The sequence below is a fragment of the Emergencia timonensis genome, from assembly GCF_900086585.1.
GTDB lineage: Bacteria > Bacillota > Clostridia > Peptostreptococcales > Anaerovoracaceae > Senimuribacter > Senimuribacter timonensis.
Window position 1 is genome coordinate 1481580 of record NZ_FLKM01000009.1, and the last position, 21141, is coordinate 1502720.

Here is a 21141-nt window from a genome sequence, read left to right on the forward strand (position 1 = left end):
ATGATGCGTTTAATCATGAAAGAAACAGATGAATATGAAAGACTGGTTAAATTTTTCGTAGAAAATGAACTGGAATTTGACGGTGATGAAGAGGTGGATACCGACATCGTGAAATGTTACAAGGTGACTCACGGCGAGGAGGACTTTTTAGTCGGCGGCGTGGTTCTGGCAAAACGAGAGGGACGCTACATCATCGACGGCATCGCCGTAGACAAGATGTACCGGAAAAGCAAAGTCGGTGAGATTCTGCTGAAAAAGGTGATAGAGCAGGTGAAAGAGCTGGGTGGTAAAGAACTCTATCTGGTGGCCAGAGCGCCGGGATTCTTTAAGAAGAACGGCTTTGTTGCCGTAGACCCTGACACTGCGCCCAACTTTTTTGAATGCAAGTATTGCCCGCAGTATCAGGTGAGCTGCCATCCTGAGGTGATGAAGCTGGAGATTGCATAATGGATTTTGACAGAGTTTTGCAAGGAATTCTTGATATCGGTGAGGAGATGGTGGTCTGCGGTGCAGAGGTGAACCGTGTGGAGGACAGCATTTACCGCATGTGTGAAAGCTATGGTGCTGACAGGATCAATGTCTTCATCATTACTTCCAATATACAGGTCACCATGGAAGCGCCTGACGGCAGAATCCTCACGCACATACGGCGTATCGTCCGCTACGATGCCAACTTTGACCGGCTGGATTATCTCAATGATCTCAGCCGTTATGTCTGCGCCAATCTGCCGGAACCGGATGCCATGCGGCAGAAGTTTGACGAGGTCATGAATCGCCCTAAACAGCATATCGCACTGAAGTTCATCGGCGCGATTCTGGTTTCCGGCGGGTTTACAGTTTTCTTCGGCGGAAGCTGGCTGGACTGCATCGCCGCCTCCATCGACGGTGTCGTAATTGTTTTGATGGAGTTATTTCTGGCATCAAGGGAGAAAAACCAGATTGTGTATAACTTTGTGGTTTCCGTCGTCGCCGGTATTACGGCGCTGCTGCTTGTACAGATCGGTCTTGGCGACCACTCTGACAAGATCATGATCGGCGGTATCATGTTGCTGATTCCTGGCATCGCCATGACCAACGCCATCCGAGATATGCTGATTGGAGACATCGCCTCCGGTCTTTTGCGCCTGGTCAACTCGATTCTGGTGGCTGCTGCTATCGCCTGCGGTTTTGCCTTTACCATTATCGTTCTGGGAGGTGTGCTATGATTGTTCAACTTGCATCAGCCTTCCTGGGTTCCCTGGGCTTTGCCCTGATTCTCAAGATCAAAGGCAGACAGGTTCTATACGCCGGTATCGGGGGACTGGTCACATGGTTTATCTATTTGATGGTCTTTGCCGAGCTGCAGAGCGATTTTATTGCCAATCTGATTGCGGCGGTCTATGTAGCGATTTATGCCGAGCTGATGGCCAGGGTCAACAAAGCGCCGGCGACCATTTTTCTGACAGCGGCTGCTGTACCGCTGATACCTGGCGGCAGGCTGTATTATACCATGTTCGGCCTGGTCAGCGAAGACGACGCCATGTTCGTAGAAAACGGCACGGCTGCTATCATCATCGCTCTGGCGATTTCACTGGGCTTCGTCTTTGTAGCGGTGGTGAACAAATACGTCAACAGGTTTTTATATGGGAAAAGGCAAAAACGCCTCGCTGCCAAAGCAAAAGAGAATACGAATTAATAATGAAGGCAAACCGGCCTCTGTTCACGCCGATTTGTCTTTTGAATTTTTGAATCATTATGGTATAATGAACGCAAAGATTTTACAGCTTCGCTGCAAGGAAGCGTTCATTGAATCATAAATTGCGATTGTGTTTTCAAATGTATATTCATGGTATAATAGTTCCACGATCCAACGGCGTTGCCGCAAGGAAGGAACTATTGAATCATGTGCTATGATTTTATTTTCAAAGGAATGCACATGGTATAATGAACGCAAAGATTTTACGGCGTTGCCGTAAGGAAGCGTTGATATAAAAGGAAAGGAAGTTATGATGTTTTATATCTATAAACATCATACAAGAAAATATGACAGAACTATTAGCTCCGGCCGGTAATATAGAAGCCTTGAAGGCTGCAGTCTCAAATGGTGCAGACGCAGTTTATTTAGGTATGCAGAAATTTGGCGCCCGCGCCTATTCTGCCAACTTTGATTTGGAAAGCTTAAAAGAGGCGACTGCATACGCACATCTCAGAAATGTTAAGATTTATGTAACCATGAACACGATCGTATTTGAAGACGAGCTTGAAGACATGAGAAAGCAGCTTGCGAAGCTGAACGAAATAGGTGTCGATGGCGTTATCGTACAGGACCTTGCCGTCTTTGATTATATGGTCAGAAATTTTGCCGATATGGAGGTTCACTGTTCAACCCAGATGGGAATCGACGATCTGGAAGGAACGTTGCTATTCAAGGAGCTTCAGGCCAAGAGAGTCGTTTTAGCTCGTGAGACCCCAATTGAAAAAGTAAAAGAAATTAAAAAAATTGCTAAAATTCCTTTGGAAATCTTTGTTCACGGGGCTTTATGCGTGTCCTATTCCGGTAACTGTATCATGTCCGGACTGATAGGCTATCGCAGCGGTAATCGTGGAAGATGCGTGGGTTCCTGCCGTAAACCCTACGAACTGATAGACAGAACCACAGGCAATTCCTTGGGAAAAAGTTATATTTTATCGACAAAGGATTTGAATACCATTGACTATATAGACGATCTGAAAGAAATCGATTCGCTGAAGATAGAAGGACGAATGAAGGAACCGGCTTATGTCGCCAATGTTGTATCAAAATATAGACTGGCATTAGATGGCAAAGCCAGCGCAGAAGACAAGGAGAATCTAAACAAAACCTTTAACAGAACCTATACCAAAGGCTATCTGTTCCATGAAGATGTCAAAGACATTACCAACATTCAGAAACCTAACAATTTCGGCTACGAAATCGGTAAAATCACAAAATCCTACAAGGGTATGTACGAGATAACCCTCAGCAGGGTTTTGAACCAGAATGATATGATCAGAATTGACCACGATAACGAGGATGTTAACCTATCCGTCGTAAAACTGTATGACAGAGAGGGGAACTTGATTAACAAGGCAGATCATGTCTGCTACATCAAAATTAAAGAGCAGCTTTCAATGGGCGACATCGTATATAAGACGAAAGATTACCTATACTACAAAGAGCTGGAATCTGGACTGGATAAAGAATTCAAGCGTTTTGATCTGGACCTCAAAGTGTACGCTTATCCTAATTCTCATCTGGTCATAGATGCCGAAGGATTGGGCTGTCATTATTTGTATGAGAGTGACGAAACCCTGGGTGAGGCGATGAATCATCCCACCACAAAAGATCAGGTTGTAAAGCAGTTATCAAGGCTAAACGACACAATCTTCACCTTGGGCAGCGTGGATTTTGAAGAATATCATGCATTCATTCCGGCAAAATTACTGAATAGCGCGCGAAGAGAAATCGTGCAGAACTTATATGCATCAAAGCTTTGCAATCAGAAAAAGAGGACGAAAGAGGCAGAGCCGAAGGAAAAAATCGCCTTTATTCCCAAACAACCTTACCTTACGGCCACGGTAACGACAAAGGAGCAATACGATGCTTGCCTGCGTGCTGGAATCAAAGAAGTGTATTTTGACAACATCATCAGAAGAAATCAGAATTCCTATGAGGAAAAAGAGGGAGAACTTTTGATTGGAGGCTATGGCGGAGTCTATCAATACAGACAAACCAATCCTTTTGTTACCGACTATTCCTTCAATGTCGTCAATTCAGTCAGTTGCTATGAGCTGCACCGCTTAGGCGCCAAAAGGGTGACATTGTCCTATGAATTAAACAAAACACAAATCCGAGAACTGATTGACGCCTATTATAAGGAGAACGAGGGCTATCCGGCCCTGGAGATGATTGTTTATGGCCGCGCACCTTTGATGTTTACAAAATATTGCCCGCTGAAGAAACTAGATCAGTGTGGTATTTGTAAAACAAAATCCTACCAAATAGAAGATGAATATGGAAAATTTCCTGTTATTTCTCATGACGATTGTACGACTACGATTCTTAACGGCAAAATATTGAACCTTCTGGATGAAGTGCCGTTATTGGAAGGAATTGAAAGTTTCAGACTGAACTTTACCATCGAATCTGCAGAGGAAGTCTTCAAAGTGTCCAGCGATGCCATCGGAAAATTAAGCGGGGTATTAGATAGAACTCTTTTTAATCAGGAAACTGATACAAGAGGACATTTTAATCAGAAAATTATATAGAATATACGACAAACTCCGACTAAATCAAAGATTTGGGGAGTTAAAGCATAAGGTCTGCCTAGTCAAAACAAGTTTTGAGGCAGGACCATTAGGAGGCAAAAAATGATTCGAGTAGAAAAACTTTCTTTTGGTTTTCCGACAAAAGATTTGTATAAAGATGTTTCATTCACACTGGAAGTGGGACAGCACTGCGCCCTTATCGGAAGCAACGGCAGCGGTAAATCAACGCTTGTGGACATGCTCATCAACACCGATCAATACCTGTACGATGGCAAAATTATGAAAGATGAAAGCTGCAGAATAGGTTATGCCAGCCAGTTTAGCGTAAGGGATAAAGCTCAGGAACGTACAGTGTATGAGTATCTCAGCGAGAAGTTCTTGGAAAATCAGCAAAGAATCGCGGCAGTTTGTGATAAAATGGCAGATGGCTCCAATGATATGGAAGCGGCGCTTGAAACATACCAAACCCTTATGGATATCCATGAGGCAATGGATGGCGATCATTACGATAGCAATATTCGAAAACAGCTGAATGTGGCAGGAATGGGCGATTTAGAAAAAATGAAGCTTTACCAGATCAGCGGCGGTGAGTATAAACTGCTGCAGATTATGAGAGAAATGCTGCTGGCTCCAAATCTTCTGATTTTAGATGAACCCGATGTGTTTTTGGATTTTGGGAATTTAAACAGCCTTTGCCAGATGATGAACGGCTATAAGGGGACAATCCTGGTGGTAACGCACAACAGATATCTGCTGAACCACTGCTTTAATAAGATTTTGCATCTGGAAAACGGCGATGTTCAGGAATACGATGGCAGCTATACCCAGTATCGCTGTTCACTGCTAAAGGAAAAACTAAAACTGAAACTGCAGAATCTTGAAGAGCAGGATGAAATTGCCCGCACCCAGGAAATGGTTGATATTTTACGCAAAAGGGCGACTGAAAAGGTGAATCCTGTTATCGGGCAGTCTGTAAATGCAAAGCAGTCCCAGCTGGACCGTCTGATTGCAAGGCAGATCAAAGCGCCTTTTATTGAGATGCGCGAGCCGGAAATTGCCCTTCCGGCAGTTTTGCCCGAAGGGGAAAAAACTGTTTTGAGCCTTACAGACTACAAGGTAATCTTTGATAAAAGCTTATTAGAAAATGTCAATTTTCAGCTTCTAGCAGGAGAAAAAGCGGCCATCGTCGGGGCAAACGGTACGGGGAAGACCACTTTGATCAATGACATTCTTGAAAACAATCATCCGTCAATCCATATCGATGAGGATACGCGTTACATTTGTCTTTCTCAGCTTCAGGGAGTCAATATAGACGAAGCCAAAACAGTATATGAAGTTATGCAGGACGCCGGCTTCGATACAAGGGAAAGCATCAAAGCATGTCTTAAAAAGTATTGTCTTGCAGAGGATCTAATAGACCAGAAGGCGGGCCAGCTATCGGGAGGAGAGCAGAACCTACTGCAGATTGCAATCATTGCAGCTTCCGATGCAGAACTTTTGATTCTTGACGAACCGACCAGCCATCTGGACATTTACGCGCAGATTGCTTTAGAAAGAGCAATTGCAGAGTACAGGGGGACTGTGCTGATGGTCAGCCATGATTTTTACCTGGTAGCCAATTGCGCGGATTATGTCCTTCTCGTGGAAGATAATACCATCAGGCGTATGCAAACCAGGAAATTTCGTAAAATGGTATATGACAGATACTTTGACCAGAAGTATTTAGAAACAGATAAGAAAAAGCAGGAGTTGGAAGCTGATATCACGAGAGCTTTCAAAAGAAATGATTTTGCTGCAGTAGAAAGGCTGTGCAGACAGTTAGAGGAAACTAGCCCTGCTCAGCTTTAATATGACAAGTGTTGGATTATCCCTAAGAAAACCGGTTGCTGTGTGCGCCGGTATCATCAATATTCCGTGAACGACAGGGATTGAGGGATATATTAGGTTTATTATAGCTTATTTAGTCTGATCTGAAATGAGGTGTAAGTATGAAAAAGATTATGAAGTCCGCAGTATTGAAATACATTTTAATGTATTTGGCATTTATACTATGCATATGCGTATATTCGTTTTATAAATATGGGAGTTTCACGGCTGTAGATTATGATTCATGGCTCATTGCAAGTGCTGTTTTTATTGCAGCAATTACTATTAATGAATACAGAAAAAAGAAGGATGATGTTTATAAAAAATGAAATGAGAATTTAATGATTGCACCAAACCCAATCAGACTGTGGAAAATGATTGTTTCAGCTATAGCATTCCTTCTGTGCTGTATCAGTTTAGCAATGTTACAGAAAGATTTTCAAAAACCAAAAAGAACCTTTATTCTCCGATATCGCCATATATCATTTTCCTGCTGATTACCTTTCGCTCGTATTGCCGGTTGAAAAGCCGTAAAAAGTGCGAAAGGAATCTTACAAAACTGTAAGCGCCCTGTAAGTCAAAGCTATGGCAGCGCCCCTTTCCAAAAGATACAATGGTAGTATCAAAAGGAAAGGGGTGTTTTCGATGAGAAGATTGTTTAAAGGTTTTGCTATGACTGTTTTAATTACCATGTTGATCGGCGCCATTGTTACGGCTCCAACAGTATACAAAGGATACAAGCTCTACAAGGCAGCAATCAAGGAAACGACCATCGCAGAGAAGGTTGCAGAAATCAAACGCAGCGTCAACTATGTAGATCTTGACGACATTTCGGATTATTTTAAGGATGAAATTATCAAGTCAGAGGACAAGCGCTTTCGGTTCCACTTTGGCATCGACCCCCTTGCCATCGTAAGAGCGATCAAAAACGACCTCCTGGCGGGCAGCTTTGTAGAAGGAGGCAGCACCATCACCCAGCAGCTGGCGAAAAACATGTACTTTGACTTCGACAAAAACTTTGAGAGAAAGGTGGCCGAGGTCTTTGTCGCTTTCCATTTAGAAAAGGATTATACGAAAGATGAAATTTTGGAAATGTACCTGAACTGCATCTACTTTGGTGAAAACTGTTATGGCATCAAAGAGGCTGCAAACCATTATTATGGAGCGGTGCCGGACAATATGTCCAAAGCGCAGGCCGACAGCCTGGTCATAACGATCAAGTGTCCAAACCTATATAATCCCAATGAGCGAGAAGCGGCTTAAACTGATAAGCCTGACTGCAGGTCATAAATTTTGCCAGGCAAATCAATTGCTTCTTTAGGCAGAATGTCATACTTTCCCCATCTTAGAATAGAATGTAGTAATGCGAGTTTCTGGGAGGGAAAATATGATAAATTTAGAAGACAGCAATACCAGTACAAATGTAGCCCATGTTTGCGGGGAAATAATAGATGGCCTGAAATTCAGCCATAGGACATATGGAGAGGTTTTTTACACGTTTGAAATAGGCGTTTTGCGTAACAGCGGCTATGAGGATCAAATTATTGTCATGGCGTCGGAGCGGATTTTGAGTACTATGAATATAGAGCTGGGCGAATATGTAAACATAGAAGGGCAAATCAGAACTTATAACGAGGACGTAGAAGGACATAACAAACTCAATATCGTTATATTTGCCAGAGATATTACGGAGGCAGATCCAGAGGATGAGGCGATAAACGAAATCTATTTGGAAGGATTTTTATGTAAGAAGCCGTTGCAGAGAACTTCACCACTTGGCCGAAAGATATGTGATCTGATGTTGGCCGTCAACCGCATGTATAATAAATCGGACTACATACCTTGTATCGCCTGGGGAAGAAACGCAATCTATTCCAGTACCCTTGATGTGGGAGATAGAATTGCCATTCACGGCAGACTGCAGAGCAGGCAATATAAGAAAAAATGCGAAGATGGAGACGTTTTAATCAAAACCGCATATGAAGTTTCCATATTAGCGCTTGAAACCTTTACAACGGATATGGTATAATGATTCCGTTAATCTTACGGCGTTGCCTTTTTGCCCCGACTTTAGTCGGCTAGGCAAAACGGACAGCGAAGCGAGCAGCGCGAGCGTAGGAGAATTGCGTAGCAATACGTTGCCGCAAGGTAGGAACCATTGAATCATGACGTTTGATTCTATTTCTAGCGGAATGCACGTGGTATAATAAACCTAATTACGAACTGTAAAGGAAGTGGATAAATGTTTAACAAAGATGCTACAGATAACAGCACATACAATGTGGAAAATTACAAGTTTATCAAACAGGCTTCACCAGTTGTAGGTGAACTGATTGAGAAAGAATATAACAGACAAAAAGACAACATCGAATTGATTGCTTCTGAGAACTATTGTTCTGAGGCGGTGCTTGCAGCTTGTGGAAGCTGTTTGTCCTGGAAATACGCTGAAGGCTATCCTTATGTAAGGACATCAGGAAATACCAGCAGATATTACGGCGGCACGAAATACGTCGACGAACTGGAAGAATACTGTTGTACCAAATGGAAAGAAGTATTTGATACGGATTATCATGTCAATGTACAGCCGCACAGCGGTTCACAAGCAAACTTTGCAGCATACAAAGCAATTTTAAAGCCAGGAGACACGATTTTGTCACTGAGTTTGGATAATGGCGGACATCTGACCCACGGTTCATCAGTAAATTTCAGCGGCAAACTCTATGACATGGTTTTCTACGATGTGGATGAAAGAGGCTATATAGATATGGAGGACGTCAGAAAAAAAGCGCACGAATGCAAACCGCAGCTGATTCTGACGGGCGCCAGCGCTTACTCCAGAATAATAGATTTTGCAGCATTTGCAGAAATTGCGAAAGAAGTGGGCGCTTATTTCATGGTAGACATGGCGCATATTGCTGGATTGGTAGCTGGTAACGAGCATCCATCTCCATTTGGATATGCAGATATTGTAACGACGACAACCCACAAGACACTGAGAGGACCGAGAGGCGGTTTGATTTTCGGAAGAACTGAGCTGGCAAAGAAAATTGACAGTGCAGTATTCCCGTATGCGCAGGGCGGTCCATTGGAGCATATCATCGCCGGAAAAGCGATTTGTGCAGAAGAGGCGTTACGGCCAGAATACAAAGAATACGCACATCAGGTCGTTGTCAACTGCAAGGCTTTCTGTGATGAGTTTATCAAATTGGGATACAAGGTTGTGACTGGAGGAACAGACAATCACGTATTCCTGCTTGATTTAACGGAATTCCCGTTTAGTGGGAAGGACTTACAGGACGGGCTGGACGATGCCGGGATTACGTTGAATAAGAACTGTGTCCCTAATGAAACTCGTTCTCCAAAAGAAACTAGCGGCGTCAGAATCGGAACAGCGCCGATGACTACCAGAGGCTACAAAGAAGAGGACTTCAGAGAAGTAGCACATAAAGTCGATGCCGTCATAAAGGAAATGTTAAAATAAAGTGAAATAGACTAGGATAGAGCTGTCTCTCGTGAGACAGCTCTTTTGAATCTCAATATGATAATTTGTCGAAAAAGAGAATCGTCTATGATAATTGCATATGCTGGGGAATTATGTTAAAATAACTGTGTATAAGCACGATGAATATGGCAAAATATAACCCGAACAAGTCTTGGGACAACTTTATTATACGACGAAATCCATTGGAGGATATACATGAAAATTTTAATAGATGGTATGGGCGGAGACAACGCCCCTGATGAGATTGTTGCAGGCGCCATTGCGGCGGCTAAAGAAATAAAAGATGATATCATGATTATCGGAAAAGAGGATATCATAACAAAGAGCATAGAAAAACATGGCTATCATGGCAGCCAGATTACAGTTATCGCAGCCGAAGAGGTTATCAGCAATGATGAAGCGCCGGTAAAGGCTGTACGGACTAAGAAAGAATCTTCTATCGTCAAAGGCCTGAGCATGGTCAAAAAAGGCGAAGCGGACGTATTTCTTTCGGCGGGCAGTACAGGCGCGCTTTTAGCTGGCGGACTCTTTATTCTGGGAAGAATACAGGGTATCGACAGGCCGACCTTGGCTACGGTTTATCCTGTCATCGGAAAGGAACCGTCTATTCTGGTAGATACGGGAGCCAATGCAGAATGTAAACCAAATAATCTGTTTGAATTTGCTACAATGGGCAGTATATATATGGAGAAGGTGATCGGCAGAGAGAACCCGTCCGTAGGACTTGTCAATAACGGTACAGAAGAAGGAAAAGGCACGACCCTGACCAAGGCGGCCTATGAACTGATCGATAAAAGCGACCTGAATTTTATCGGCAGCGTTGAGGCGAGGGAACTTCCTAATGGAGCCTGCGACGTGATCGTAACAGACGGATTTACAGGCAATGCGATTATCAAGCTGACAGAAGGCATGGGGCTGATGGTCCTCAGAGAGATGAAGAGAAGATTTCTCTCTAATACCAAATCAAAGCTGGGCGCCATGCTTCTGAAAGACCAGCTTTCTGGAATAAAAAAAGAATTCAACTATGCAGAGTACGGCGGTGCGCCGCTTTTGGGAGTGAAGGGCGCCATGCTCAAGATGCACGGATCTTCCGACGCACTGGCAGTCAAGCAGACGATTATCAAAGCGATTCCGTATGTTGAAGGAAACGTCGTTGATACCATACAAAATTCAGTTTTAGAAATTGAGGAGATTTTAATCAGTGAATAACGGTGAATTTGAAAAAGTAATAGACTACACTTTCAAAAATAAAGCTTTGTTGGACAAGGCTCTTACTCACAGTTCATTTTGCAGGGAACATGCAGTGGAAACGAGAGACAATAACGAACGGCTGGAATTTCTAGGTGACGCATTTTTTGATGCAATTATCAGTGTTGAGCTTTATAAGCGTTTGGAAAAAGTAGATGAGGGCAAATTGACAAAGACCAGAGCGCTCATCGTATGTGAAAAGTCACTGGCTACGGTGGCTCAAAAACTCAGAATTGGAGAATATCTGAACATGGGGAAAGGCGAGGAGCATTCTGGCGGCAGACATCGAGAATCCATCCTGGCAGACGCAGTAGAGGCTGTCATCGGGGCTATTTACCTTGATGGCGGGTATGACGAAGCTGCCCGTTTTGTTTCGAGAGAATTTGAGGCTACTGTAATTGACGCACTGGCCGGAAAATTATTTACCGATTATAAAACCCAGGTGCAGGAGGCTTTGCAGAAGAGAGGGCAGAAAACCTCTATTTCCTACCACTTGGATAAGGAGGAAGGACCGGACCATGACAAGACTTTTTACGTGCATCTCGTATGTAATGGTAAAACCTTGGGCAGCGGGCGCGGAAAAAGTAAAAAAGAAGCCGAACAAAACGCAGCGAGAGCAACCCTAGAGGGAGGAATTAGATAGCATGTATTTTAAAAGACTGGAGATGCACGGATTCAAGTCCTTTGCAGAGCCTGTAGTCATAGAATTCCACGAAGGCGTCACCTGTATTGTCGGTCCTAATGGAAGCGGTAAGAGCAACATCAGTGATGCTATCCGTTGGGTGCTTGGGGAACAGAGCCCAAAGGCACTTCGCGGCGGCAAGATGGAAGAGGTCATCTTCGCGGGTACTGCTGACAGGAAATCTCGCGGTATGGCCGAAGTGACTTTAGTAATTGATAACTCAACGGGAATTCTGGATATCGATTACAATGAAGTGGCCATCACCAGGAGAATGTATCGCTCCGGCGAAAGCGAATACTTGATTAACAATCATCAGTGCAGGCTTCGGGACATCAGGGAACTGATTATGGATACCGGTATTGGAGTAGATGGATATTCCCTAATCGGACAAGGAAAAATTTCAGATATCGTAAGCAACAAGCCGGAGAGCAGAAGAGAAATCTTCGAAGAAGCTGCCGGCGTTGTCATGTATAAAAGTAAAAAGGCAGAGGCAGAAAGAAAGCTGGGCTCCACCAGTAACAACCTGGAGAGGGTCAGCGACATTATCGCTGAAATTGAAGGGCGAATCGATGGACTGCGAGAGGACAGCACAAAAGCAAAAGAATATCTGGAACTGAAGGAACGGTACAGAGATTTAGAAATCAATATTACGCTGAAGAATATAGAAAACATCAACCAGAGAAATGAAGCGTTCAAAAACGATATTGCGGAGCTGGAGAAAGAAATCACTTCCATTACAGCTTCAAAGAAAAGTGTCGATGAGGAAGTAGCAGCCGCCAGAGAGAAAAATGAAAACCTGGAGCGTCTGGGAAATGAAGCCAGGGACAAGCTCCTGGAAATCGTAGAAAAAATCAACACCTTGACCAATCAGAACCAGCTTAACGAAGAGCGGCTTTCCAGCATAGAAAAGGATAGCAGCAGACTACAGGCTGAGGCCCAAACCTTGAGGGATAAACTCGATAAAGAAACCCTCAACAAGGAGGAACTGAAAAAGTCAAAAAGCGAGATTCTCAGCAAACATACTGCCGCATCTGAGGAGCTGCAGGAAAAAATACATCAACATAGCGAAATAACCAAACAAGCTTCGGAGACTGCGGAAGCCATTGACAGCGGCAGAGAAAAGCTGTTCCAGCTTCACAACCAGATATCCTCAAAGAACAGCGAAGTCAAAAGCTATGAGAGTATCAAAGAGACTCTGACCAAAAGAAAGGCACAATTGGCAGAAGACTCTGCAGGTGCGGAAAAAAACAGCGCAGATAACGAAAAGATGCTGTCAAGCAGCGAGGAAGAGCAGAAACAGCTTCTCTCTGATTTGCAGGATTTGACAGAGCAATTGTCAGCTTTGGACAAGGAACAGAAAGACTTGTCTGACCAACAGAAAGAATTGCGTCTCACGTTAGAAGATTTAAAACTGCAGGGGGGGCAGAAAACTTCCAGGAAAAAAACCATCGAAGAGATGGAGAATAATTACGAAGGATATAACTATGCCGTAAAATACATAATGAGGTCAGGTATTCCCGGTATTGAAGGCGTAGTCGCCGAATTGATGGAAGTTCCCAGCGGTTTTGAAGCTGCAATTGAAACTGCTTTAGGCGGGCAGATGCAGAATATCATCTGCGATTCTGACCAAAATGCCAAACTTGCAGTAAACGCCCTAAAAGAAAATCGGGCAGGCAGATTGACTTTTCTGCCAGTATCCTCTGTAAAGGGCAGTTCGGTGAAGGTCGACAGCCAGATTTCTGCCGATCGCGGATATAGAGGTCTGGCCGTGGATTGTGTCAGCTTTGATTCCCGTTATCGCAGTATCTTCACTTACCTTTTAGGCAGAGTTGCTGTAGTGGATAACATGGATACGGCTATCAAACTGTCAAAGATGGCGGGAACTGGGATTCGATTCGTCACCTTGGATGGAGAAATTATCAACGCCAGCGGGGCAATCACTGGCGGTAAATACAAGAATAAGACGGCGAATCTTCTGGAGCGAAAAAGTGAGATTTCAAAGTTAGAAGAAGAAATTGAAGACCTGCGGCGGCAGGTAAGTGCAGCTTCTGTCCAATCAAAGGATGCGGCTGCCAGATTAGAAGAAATCCGAGATGCAAAGCTTACTTTGGAGGCAGGAAAACGCCAAAAGGAAATTGCGCTTGCGGCCTTGGACAGCACAATCTCGGCGCTGAGAGACACGTTAAATGATATTCAGTTCAGCAGCAGAAAATATGATCGTGAGCTTTTATCTATTGACAAAGAAATGGCAGATGCAGACAACATGATTGCAGCCTTCAAAAAGGACATTCTAAATGCGGAACAGGCTATAGAAAAGACCAATGCTGCGCTGGAAGAAGCGATGAATGGTTATGAAATCATGAAAGAAACAGTCGATTGTGCCAGCGAGGAAATTACCAAGACGAGAATCGCCGTCAACGACTGGGAGAGCAAAAAGGCCAATGTAGAGAATCTTTTATCCAGAATTGAGGAAGCTGCCGATGATTATCAATTTCAGATTGAGGAGAAAAAGAGACAGCTGTGCAGGTTAGATGAAGAGAAGAATCAAATTCTCTTTGGCAGCGGCGACAGCGAAAAAGATACAAAACAACTGATGGAAGAAAAGAAATCCACGGAAAGCTATATCGAGGAAGTGACTTCTGAGAGAGGAAAACTGAACGAACGCATCAGCGTCATAACAAAAGAACAGGAGACTGCGGGCGCAAATTTAAATTCTTTTCAAGATCAGAAGTATCAATTAGAAATTAAATTAGCGAAGAATGAAACGCAGCTGGATACGCACAAGGAAAGGCTGTGGGAGGATTTTGAGATTTCTTATGCCCAAGCGCTGGATCTGAAAAAAGAGGATTTCATCATGTCCGCGTCAGTGAAAGAAAGTCGTGACATCAGGAATCGAATCAGAGAATTGGGTGAGGTCAATGTAGGTTCTATCAAAGAGTACGAGTCTGTCAGTGAAAGGTACCGATTTTTAACAGAGCAGAGAGACGATATTCTGACGGCCATGGAGGAACTGCAGACCATCATCAGCGATATGGATGCGACCATCAAGACAAAGTTTAAAGAAAACTTTGATCAGATAGTAGAGAATTTTGAAGTCATCTTTCACGAGCTATTTGGCGGCGGTCATGCGGAACTGCGCATGGAGGATGAGAACAACCCATTGGAGTCAGGTATCGACATCATCGCGCAGCCGCCGGGCAAGAAGCTGCAGAACATCAACTTGATGAGCGGCGGCGAAAAGACTATGACAGCCATTGCTCTGATGTTTGCCGTCTTAAAGACGAAACCGACACCGTTCTGCATTCTCGATGAGGTAGAGGCAGCGCTGGACGACGCCAATATCGATAGGTTTGCAAACTACTTGCGCAAGTTTGATGGCATTCAATTCGCACTGGTGACTCACCAGAAGGCTACTATGGAGCATGCCGATGTCCTTTATGGCGTGACCATGGCAGAACGAGGAGTTTCAAAGGTGCTCAGTCTGCGGCTGGGAGACGATTTTGATTTATAGAATGAGAGGAATAGAACATGGCACTATTTAAAGAGAAGAAAGGCTTTTTCGGAAAGTTATCTGAACGAATTGGCGATGCCATCATGGGCAGACCTGAGATTGACGAAGATCTGATGGACGAACTGGAAGAGATTTTGATTACTTCTGATATCGGCATGGATACGACCATGAAGATTATGGAGGATCTGCGAACCTATATCAAAGACAATTATATTACCAATCCTGCCAATGTGAAGGAAGCACTGGCGAAAGTTATCGCCAAGCTGATGGATAAAGGCGAGCGAAACCAGCTTTGTCAGGATACGCCGTTGGTCATTTTGATGATCGGCATCAACGGAGGCGGCAAGACGACCTCCATTGCGAAGATTGGCCATAAGCTGAGACAGGAAGGAAAGACAGTACTCCTTGCAGCCGCAGACACTTTCAGGGCGGCCGCAGGGGAACAGCTGGAAATCTGGGGAAACCGTATCGGTGTCAACACCATCAAACATCAGGAAGGAGCTGATCCATCGGCAGTCATTTTCGATGCGATTCAGTCTGCAAAAGCGAGAAATATGGATGTGCTCATCTGTGACACAGCCGGCAGACTGCAGACGAAGAAAAACCTCATGAATGAATTGGAGAAGATGAACAAAGTCATCTCCAGAGAATTTCCAGAGGCGGCCAGAGAAACGCTGCTGGTATTGGACGCCACCACAGGCAAAAACGCAGTTTCACAAGCCCAGGAGTTTAATGATGTTGCGGAAATCACAGGGGTGGTCCTTACAAAACTTGATGGAACCGCCAAAGGCGGCATCGCTATCACCATTGCCGACGAATTTGATATGCCGATCAAATACATTGGAGTGGGAGAAAAAATGGACGATTTGAAAGAGTTCGTTCCGTTAGAATTTGCAGGAGGTATTTTTGAGTGAGTAAACCTATCGTAGCCGTAGTCGGCAGACCGAATGTAGGAAAATCTACATTTTTTAATAAGGTGGTCGGCAGAAGGGTTTCTATTGTCGAAGACACCCCAGGCGTTACAAGAGACAGAATCTATGCAGAAGCAGAGTGGAACGGTATCTACTTTGCACTGATTGATACAGGCGGAATTGAGCCTGACAGTGAAGACGTGATACTTTCTCAGATGAGAGAGCAGGCACAGATCGCCATGGATATGGCTGACGTAATTCTATTTATGGTAGACGGAAGAGACGGCATGACCCATGCCGATCAGGAAGTGGGCAACATGCTTCGCAGAACCGGTAAGAAGGTGATTCTTCTTGTGAACAAGATTGATAACCCCAGAAATCTTCCTGCGGACTTCTATGATTTTTACGAGCTGGGTATCGGAGAGCCTATTGCGATTTCAGCGGCAAATATGCTGAATTTCGGTGACGTTCTCGACGAAATCGTGGAAAGCTTTCCAGACGGAGCAGGGGATGATGAGGAGGATTCAATCAAGGTCGCTGTCATCGGTAAACCCAATGTGGGAAAATCATCTCTGATTAACGTTTTGCTGGGAGAAAACAGGGTCATCGTATCGCCAATCGCAGGAACGACCCGCGACTCTATCGATTCGCCTTTTGCATGGGGCGGAGACGAATATATTTTGATCGATACTGCAGGAATCCGAAGGAAGAGTAAGGTCAATGAGGATATCGAACGATACAGTGTCATCAGGGCGATTGCTGCCATCGAGCGTTGCGACGTGTGCCTTTTGATGATCGACGCAGAAGAAGGCATCACGGATCAGGACAAGAAGATCGCTGGCGTTGCTCACGAAGCGGGCAAAGGAATCGTGGTTGTTGTAAACAAATGGGATCTGATAGCGAAAGAAACCAATACCATGAGGGATTTCAAGCGGGAAATCGAGGCGGAATTACAGTTTATGTCCTACGCTCCATCGGTGTTCATTTCTGTCAAAGACAAGCAAAGAGTCTTCGATGTCATCAAGATGACAAAATATGTGGCTGAGAAACGCGCTATGAGAGTACCGACAGGGCAATTGAACAGCCTGATTACTGACGCCACCATGATGAAGCAACCGCCGTCTGATAAAGGCAAACGTCTGAAAATTTATTACGTGGCGCAAATCGGGGTAAAACCTCCATTGTTCTCTTTCCAGATCAATAAAAGAGATTTGATGCATTTTTCTTACGCCAGATATCTGGAAAACAAGATCAGAGAGGGTTTTGGTTTTGAGGGGACTTCGATTAAATTCGTATTCAGAGAAAAAGGAGAGAAAGTACAGTAATGGAAAGGTTTTGGTTCGTTTTAGTTATCATCATCGCCTATTTCCTTGGAAATATTTCCCCCTCTATTCTCCTCGGCAGAGCCAAGGGAGTTGACATTAAGAAAGAGGGCAGCGGCAACGCGGGGACGACCAATGCGCTGCGGGTGCTAGGGAAAAAAGCGGCTGTCATCACCCTGATTATCGATATCAGCAAAGGGTTTGCTGCTGTTCAGATTGGTTACTGGCTCTCGGGCTCGCAGGCGGCTATGTTCTGTGCCCTGGCAGCATTTATCGGTCATATTTGGCCTCTGCTCTTTAAGTTTAAGGGCGGAAAGGGTGTCGCTGTTGCATTTGGTACCGTTCTGGGAATCAATTGGCAGCTCGCCTTATTGGCTCTGGGAATCGTCGCATTGACTGTACTGATTACGAGAATGGTTTCTATGGGATCGGTAATTGCTGCCGTCAGCTTTCCAGTAATCAGCTACTTCCTAGAAAGAGACTTTTTCTGGTTCGGTATTGTCATGGCTTTGATTATGCTGTATGCTCATAGGAGCAATATCAAGCGTATCGTCAAAGGTGAAGAACATAAATTGAGTTTGAAAAAATAGAAAGGCAAATAATTATGAAGACAATAGGAGTTATCGGTGCAGGCAGCTGGGGAACAGCACTTGCGATCACACTGAGCAACAAAGGTCACAACGTCAAAATTTGTGATGTCAATGCAGAGCACCTTGCAGAAATGCGTACAAATCGTGAGAATGTCAGATATCTGCCAGGTATTAAATTCTGTGACAATCTACATATGGTAGATAGCGCACAGGAAGCCTTAGAAGGCGCAGACGTGGCGCTTTTTTCCGCACCGGCACAACACTTCAGAAGTGCTTTTGAGGGCGCACTGCCTTATCTTACAGACGATATGGTAGTCGTCAATGTGGCCAAGGGCATTGAGCAGGGCACTTTGATGCGCCTGTCAGAAATCGCTTATGCACTCAAACCGGATGTGAAGTACGTAGTACTTTCCGGCCCGTCCCACGCAGAAGAAGTGGGAAAAGCCCTGCCGACGACTGTTGCCGTCGCTTCTAAAGACATGGAACTGGCAGAGTATATACAGGATATCTTTATGACGGACCGATTCAGAGTCTACACCAATGATGACGTTTGCGGCGTAGAGCTGGGCGGTGCATTGAAAAACATCATAGCCTTGGGCGCAGGAATCTCCGATGGTATTGGTTTTGGCGACAATGCGAAGGCTGCTTTGATGACTCGCGGCATCACAGAGATGTGCAGACTGGGCGTTAAGCTGGGCGCTGATATCGCTACCTTCTCCGGACTGACTGGAATTGGGGATTTAATCGTGACTTGCACCAGTATGCATTCCAGAAACAGGCGCTGCGGCATCATGATCGGTGAAGGCATTAAACCGAGCGAAGCGGTTGAGAAGGTGGGCATGGTAGTGGAAGGCATGTTTACGGCAGAAGCCGCTTATGAACTGGCTAAACGTGTCGGCGTGGAAATGCCGATTACCGAGTGCATCTACGAGTGCATCAACGAGCGAATTTCCGCAAAGGACGCTGTAGATATGTTGATGGGAAGAGATAAGAAGAACGAGAAACATATAAACTAATATGGATTTTTAGCTGATGAAGGCGTTGCCTTCAAAATCCAGTTGAATCGGTCGAAACGGCGCAAACCTCTAATTTTAGATATAGTAGCGCCGTTTTTATGTTGCCGGGGACGATCTGAAACAAAAGATGATTACTGCATCATCCAAATTAGTAAAAATATGAGAGATGAATTTGCAGTCTTGACTTTTTGATGGTAAAGATACTGTCTACAATTCCTGTTTTTCTATGAAAAACGGTGAACCTATCTCCTGAATCAGCGCAGAAACGGCGCCAGGCATCGAAAAAACAATGCTTTGCGCCGTTTCTGGTGTTCTTTTGCATATTGATAACGGAACGCTTTCGGCGTCCCGGGTCGCTGCGCAAATATGTAGTTAAGAGAATACCCCTGTTGGGCTACAGGCCAGAGTGACGGTTTTGATTAATGTGTCAAAGACTTTCCCATCTTAATATTGCTTGCCAGTGGCGGTTGCACTGGCCGCATTGCCGGACTTGCTGCCGCTGATGTTAGAGACTTTCCCTGTGCTGCCAATTGCTTGAGCTGATGGAGTTGAAGCAGTACACTTTGCAGTACCGCTGCCATATGTGAAGGTGCCGGTAACCCTCACGTACCACAACTGTTCACCTGATGAAGATTCGTAATAAGCAGTTTTGCTCTTGGTCTTTGTCGTGGTGGAGAATGTCTGTATAGTATCTGTCGGTACATCCTCGATGATGGTGACATAGCGGCTGCCGTCATCAAGATATTCTACAGTGATGACAGCATCAGATGCATATACGGGCTGTATCGCTAAAATCAGCACGGCAGCTAATATGAATATAATGGTTTCATGAGTCATAATGGAATTTTGTGCTTCTTTGTAAAGGTCATAATAAAAATAGGTCTTAACGGATAGCACAACTACGACCACAACGGTAATGATGATAATTGCTTTTGTGATGGTTTTGCGCAGCGAAATCCTTTTGCATAATTGTGGCTGATCCAAAGATATTATGTAATTGTATACGGCATCTTTTGGTTCTTCAAAGTGGCTGATTACATCTTCCAGGTACAGCCCAGGTTCAGCTCGATATATTCCGTTATGGATGCTTTTAAATCCCTGAGGAATACCCGTTCTTCCTTTCCATAAACCGGTAACAGAAGGCGAATTTCTTACAGCTTGTACAGGGTAGGGTACAGCGTGCTCTCTGTTACGATGACATTACCGTTGGATTGCTTTTTTATCAGGGTGGTCAACTGATATCCGTACAGGTCTTGTTTTTGTAGAAGAAACAGGACAATCATCTCTACTGTCCCCATTTTGAAATTACTTCGGCCTCTTGCCATTTTCGCCCCCTAAATTTTATATATGAAATATATCACATAAATTCTGAAAAAATAATACTATGAAAAACTTAATACATTTTGACAAAGATAAATAGGTGGTATAAAATATAGAAAAATAAGAAAATTGCAAATAGTTAAAGCGGGAGGGATGCGTATGCGCAAATAATTATATATATCAGCATAGAATAATGAATTAACGAATTTACAAATTCAGAGATTCATTGTGTTCTAAAGAAAGAGGTGAAAAGATGGAACATCGCTTAAATAAAAAAGTTATCCTGTTTTGCTTTTCTTTAATCTTAGTAATAATATCCCTTATTGCAACACCAACGATTTACTCTTTTTTATGTTATGAAAAAAACCAGGTGGGTGAAAGCTATGGAAAAGCAGCTGAAATGATTGATGGATCCGGTTTTTTAAAAAATCCTGATCTCATAGAAATAATTGCAGATAATGGGAAAAAGGGTTATGTAAGGAAAAGTGATTACTACATAACACAGCCTAATAACCCAGAAGAGGCTATTGTATATATGAAAAAACTTTCGGCAATACCAGTTTATAAAAATGACGGTATAACCAAAATTGGTGAATTAAATTTAGCTAATAGAGGTAAGGGAGACTAGTAATTTTAGAAAGAAGAAAGTGAGGACAGAATGTTTAAAATGAAATTTAATTAAAAGAAACTCAATGGAGCAAGTATTATTCACAAACTGCGTGGCCATAAAACAGATAAGCTATAACTTATTTGTTATAGCTTCATTCGTTGGAGTGTCATATTATTGACGGCTAAAAAATAATACACTTTGCAGTTGGATTCAAAAGAGAAACTTGATAGGAGTTGAAAGTGTTGCTGCAAGAGTACTTAAATGAAGACTCTAAGACAAAAGATTATGATTTTAACT

At 43.8% G+C, this 21141-nt stretch carries 19 protein-coding genes; 17 read left to right on the forward strand and 2 right to left on the reverse strand.

Annotated elements, in window-relative coordinates:
* The 16 genes from BN6539_RS17890 (at position 1) to BN6539_RS17965 (ending at position 18914) form a co-directional block, all read left to right on the forward strand.
* The gene (locus BN6539_RS17890; protein WP_067541511.1) at positions 1-447 is read left to right on the forward strand and encodes a GNAT family N-acetyltransferase; all 447 of its coding nucleotides are present in this window, start codon (positions 1-3) and stop codon (positions 445-447) included.
* Positions 447-1205, forward strand: coding sequence for a threonine/serine exporter family protein (locus tag BN6539_RS17895; protein WP_067541513.1), 759 nt, complete (start codon positions 447-449; stop codon positions 1203-1205). The genes BN6539_RS17890 and BN6539_RS17895 overlap by 1 nt, the downstream gene beginning before the upstream one ends.
* Complete coding sequence (locus tag BN6539_RS17900; protein ID WP_067541515.1) at positions 1202-1675, forward strand: threonine/serine exporter family protein; 474 nt, start codon at positions 1202-1204, stop codon at positions 1673-1675. Before BN6539_RS17895 ends, BN6539_RS17900 begins: the two co-directional genes overlap by 4 nt.
* Positions 1676-2022: 347 nt before the next feature.
* Entirely contained in the window at positions 2023-4266 is a 2244-nt protein-coding gene (locus tag BN6539_RS17905; RefSeq protein ID WP_067541517.1) for a U32 family peptidase, read from the forward strand.
* Between the two features lie 102 nt (positions 4267-4368).
* Positions 4369-6114 (forward strand): ATP-binding cassette domain-containing protein, encoded by a 1746-nt coding sequence (locus tag BN6539_RS17910; protein WP_067541519.1) that lies wholly within the window; start codon positions 4369-4371, stop codon positions 6112-6114.
* Positions 6115-6254: 140 nt separating this feature from the next.
* Positions 6255-6461 carry a hypothetical protein gene (locus BN6539_RS17915; RefSeq protein WP_067541521.1) on the forward strand — a complete coding sequence of 69 codons (207 nt, stop codon included), beginning with the start codon at positions 6255-6257 and terminating at the stop codon, positions 6459-6461.
* Between the two features lie 316 nt (positions 6462-6777).
* A complete protein-coding gene (locus BN6539_RS17920) occupies positions 6778-7395 on the forward strand; it encodes a biosynthetic peptidoglycan transglycosylase (protein WP_067541523.1) in 618 nt (205 codons plus the stop codon).
* Positions 7396-7519: 124 nt separating this feature from the next.
* The gene (locus tag BN6539_RS17925) at positions 7520-8161 is read left to right on the forward strand and encodes a single-stranded DNA-binding protein (protein WP_067541525.1); all 642 of its coding nucleotides are present in this window, start codon (positions 7520-7522) and stop codon (positions 8159-8161) included.
* A gap of 213 nt (positions 8162-8374) precedes the next feature.
* The gene (glyA, locus tag BN6539_RS17930; protein WP_067541527.1) at positions 8375-9613 is read left to right on the forward strand and encodes a serine hydroxymethyltransferase; all 1239 of its coding nucleotides are present in this window, start codon (positions 8375-8377) and stop codon (positions 9611-9613) included.
* A 216-nt stretch (positions 9614-9829) separates the two neighbouring features.
* Entirely contained in the window at positions 9830-10843 is a 1014-nt protein-coding gene (gene plsX, locus BN6539_RS17935; protein WP_067541529.1) for a phosphate acyltransferase PlsX, read from the forward strand.
* Positions 10836-11525: a ribonuclease III gene (rnc, locus tag BN6539_RS17940; RefSeq protein ID WP_067541531.1), complete on the forward strand. Its 690-nt coding sequence runs from the start codon at positions 10836-10838 to the stop codon at positions 11523-11525. Before plsX ends, rnc begins: the two co-directional genes overlap by 8 nt.
* A gap of 1 nt (position 11526) precedes the next feature.
* Complete coding sequence (gene smc, locus BN6539_RS17945; RefSeq protein WP_067541533.1) at positions 11527-15075, forward strand: chromosome segregation protein SMC; 3549 nt, start codon at positions 11527-11529, stop codon at positions 15073-15075.
* Between the two features lie 17 nt (positions 15076-15092).
* Positions 15093-15989, forward strand: coding sequence for a signal recognition particle-docking protein FtsY (gene ftsY, locus BN6539_RS17950; protein ID WP_067541535.1), 897 nt, complete (start codon positions 15093-15095; stop codon positions 15987-15989).
* The gene (gene der / locus BN6539_RS17955; RefSeq protein ID WP_067541537.1) at positions 15986-17311 is read left to right on the forward strand and encodes a ribosome biogenesis GTPase Der; all 1326 of its coding nucleotides are present in this window, start codon (positions 15986-15988) and stop codon (positions 17309-17311) included. The genes ftsY and der overlap by 4 nt, the downstream gene beginning before the upstream one ends.
* A complete protein-coding gene (plsY, locus tag BN6539_RS17960) occupies positions 17311-17898 on the forward strand; it encodes a glycerol-3-phosphate 1-O-acyltransferase PlsY (protein ID WP_067541539.1) in 588 nt (195 codons plus the stop codon). Before der ends, plsY begins: the two co-directional genes overlap by 1 nt.
* Positions 17899-17912: 14 nt before the next feature.
* Positions 17913-18914 (forward strand): NAD(P)H-dependent glycerol-3-phosphate dehydrogenase, encoded by a 1002-nt coding sequence (locus tag BN6539_RS17965; RefSeq protein ID WP_147363146.1) that lies wholly within the window; start codon positions 17913-17915, stop codon positions 18912-18914.
* A 444-nt stretch (positions 18915-19358) separates the two neighbouring features.
* Here the strand turns inward: BN6539_RS17965 and BN6539_RS17970 are convergent, their stop codons facing one another.
* Together BN6539_RS17970 and BN6539_RS22015 are read right to left on the reverse strand one after the other, a co-directional pair.
* Positions 19359-19898: a hypothetical protein gene (locus tag BN6539_RS17970; protein WP_082907601.1), complete on the reverse strand. Its 540-nt coding sequence runs from the start codon at positions 19896-19898 to the stop codon at positions 19359-19361.
* 167 nt (positions 19899-20065) lie between these two features.
* Positions 20066-20239 (reverse strand): PadR family transcriptional regulator, encoded by a 174-nt coding sequence (locus tag BN6539_RS22015; protein WP_082907602.1) that lies wholly within the window; start codon positions 20237-20239, stop codon positions 20066-20068.
* A gap of 248 nt (positions 20240-20487) precedes the next feature.
* Between BN6539_RS22015 and BN6539_RS17975 the strand changes: the two genes are divergently transcribed.
* Positions 20488-20862, forward strand: coding sequence for a hypothetical protein (locus tag BN6539_RS17975; protein WP_067541543.1), 375 nt, complete (start codon positions 20488-20490; stop codon positions 20860-20862).
* Positions 20863-21141: the final 279 nt, after the last annotated feature.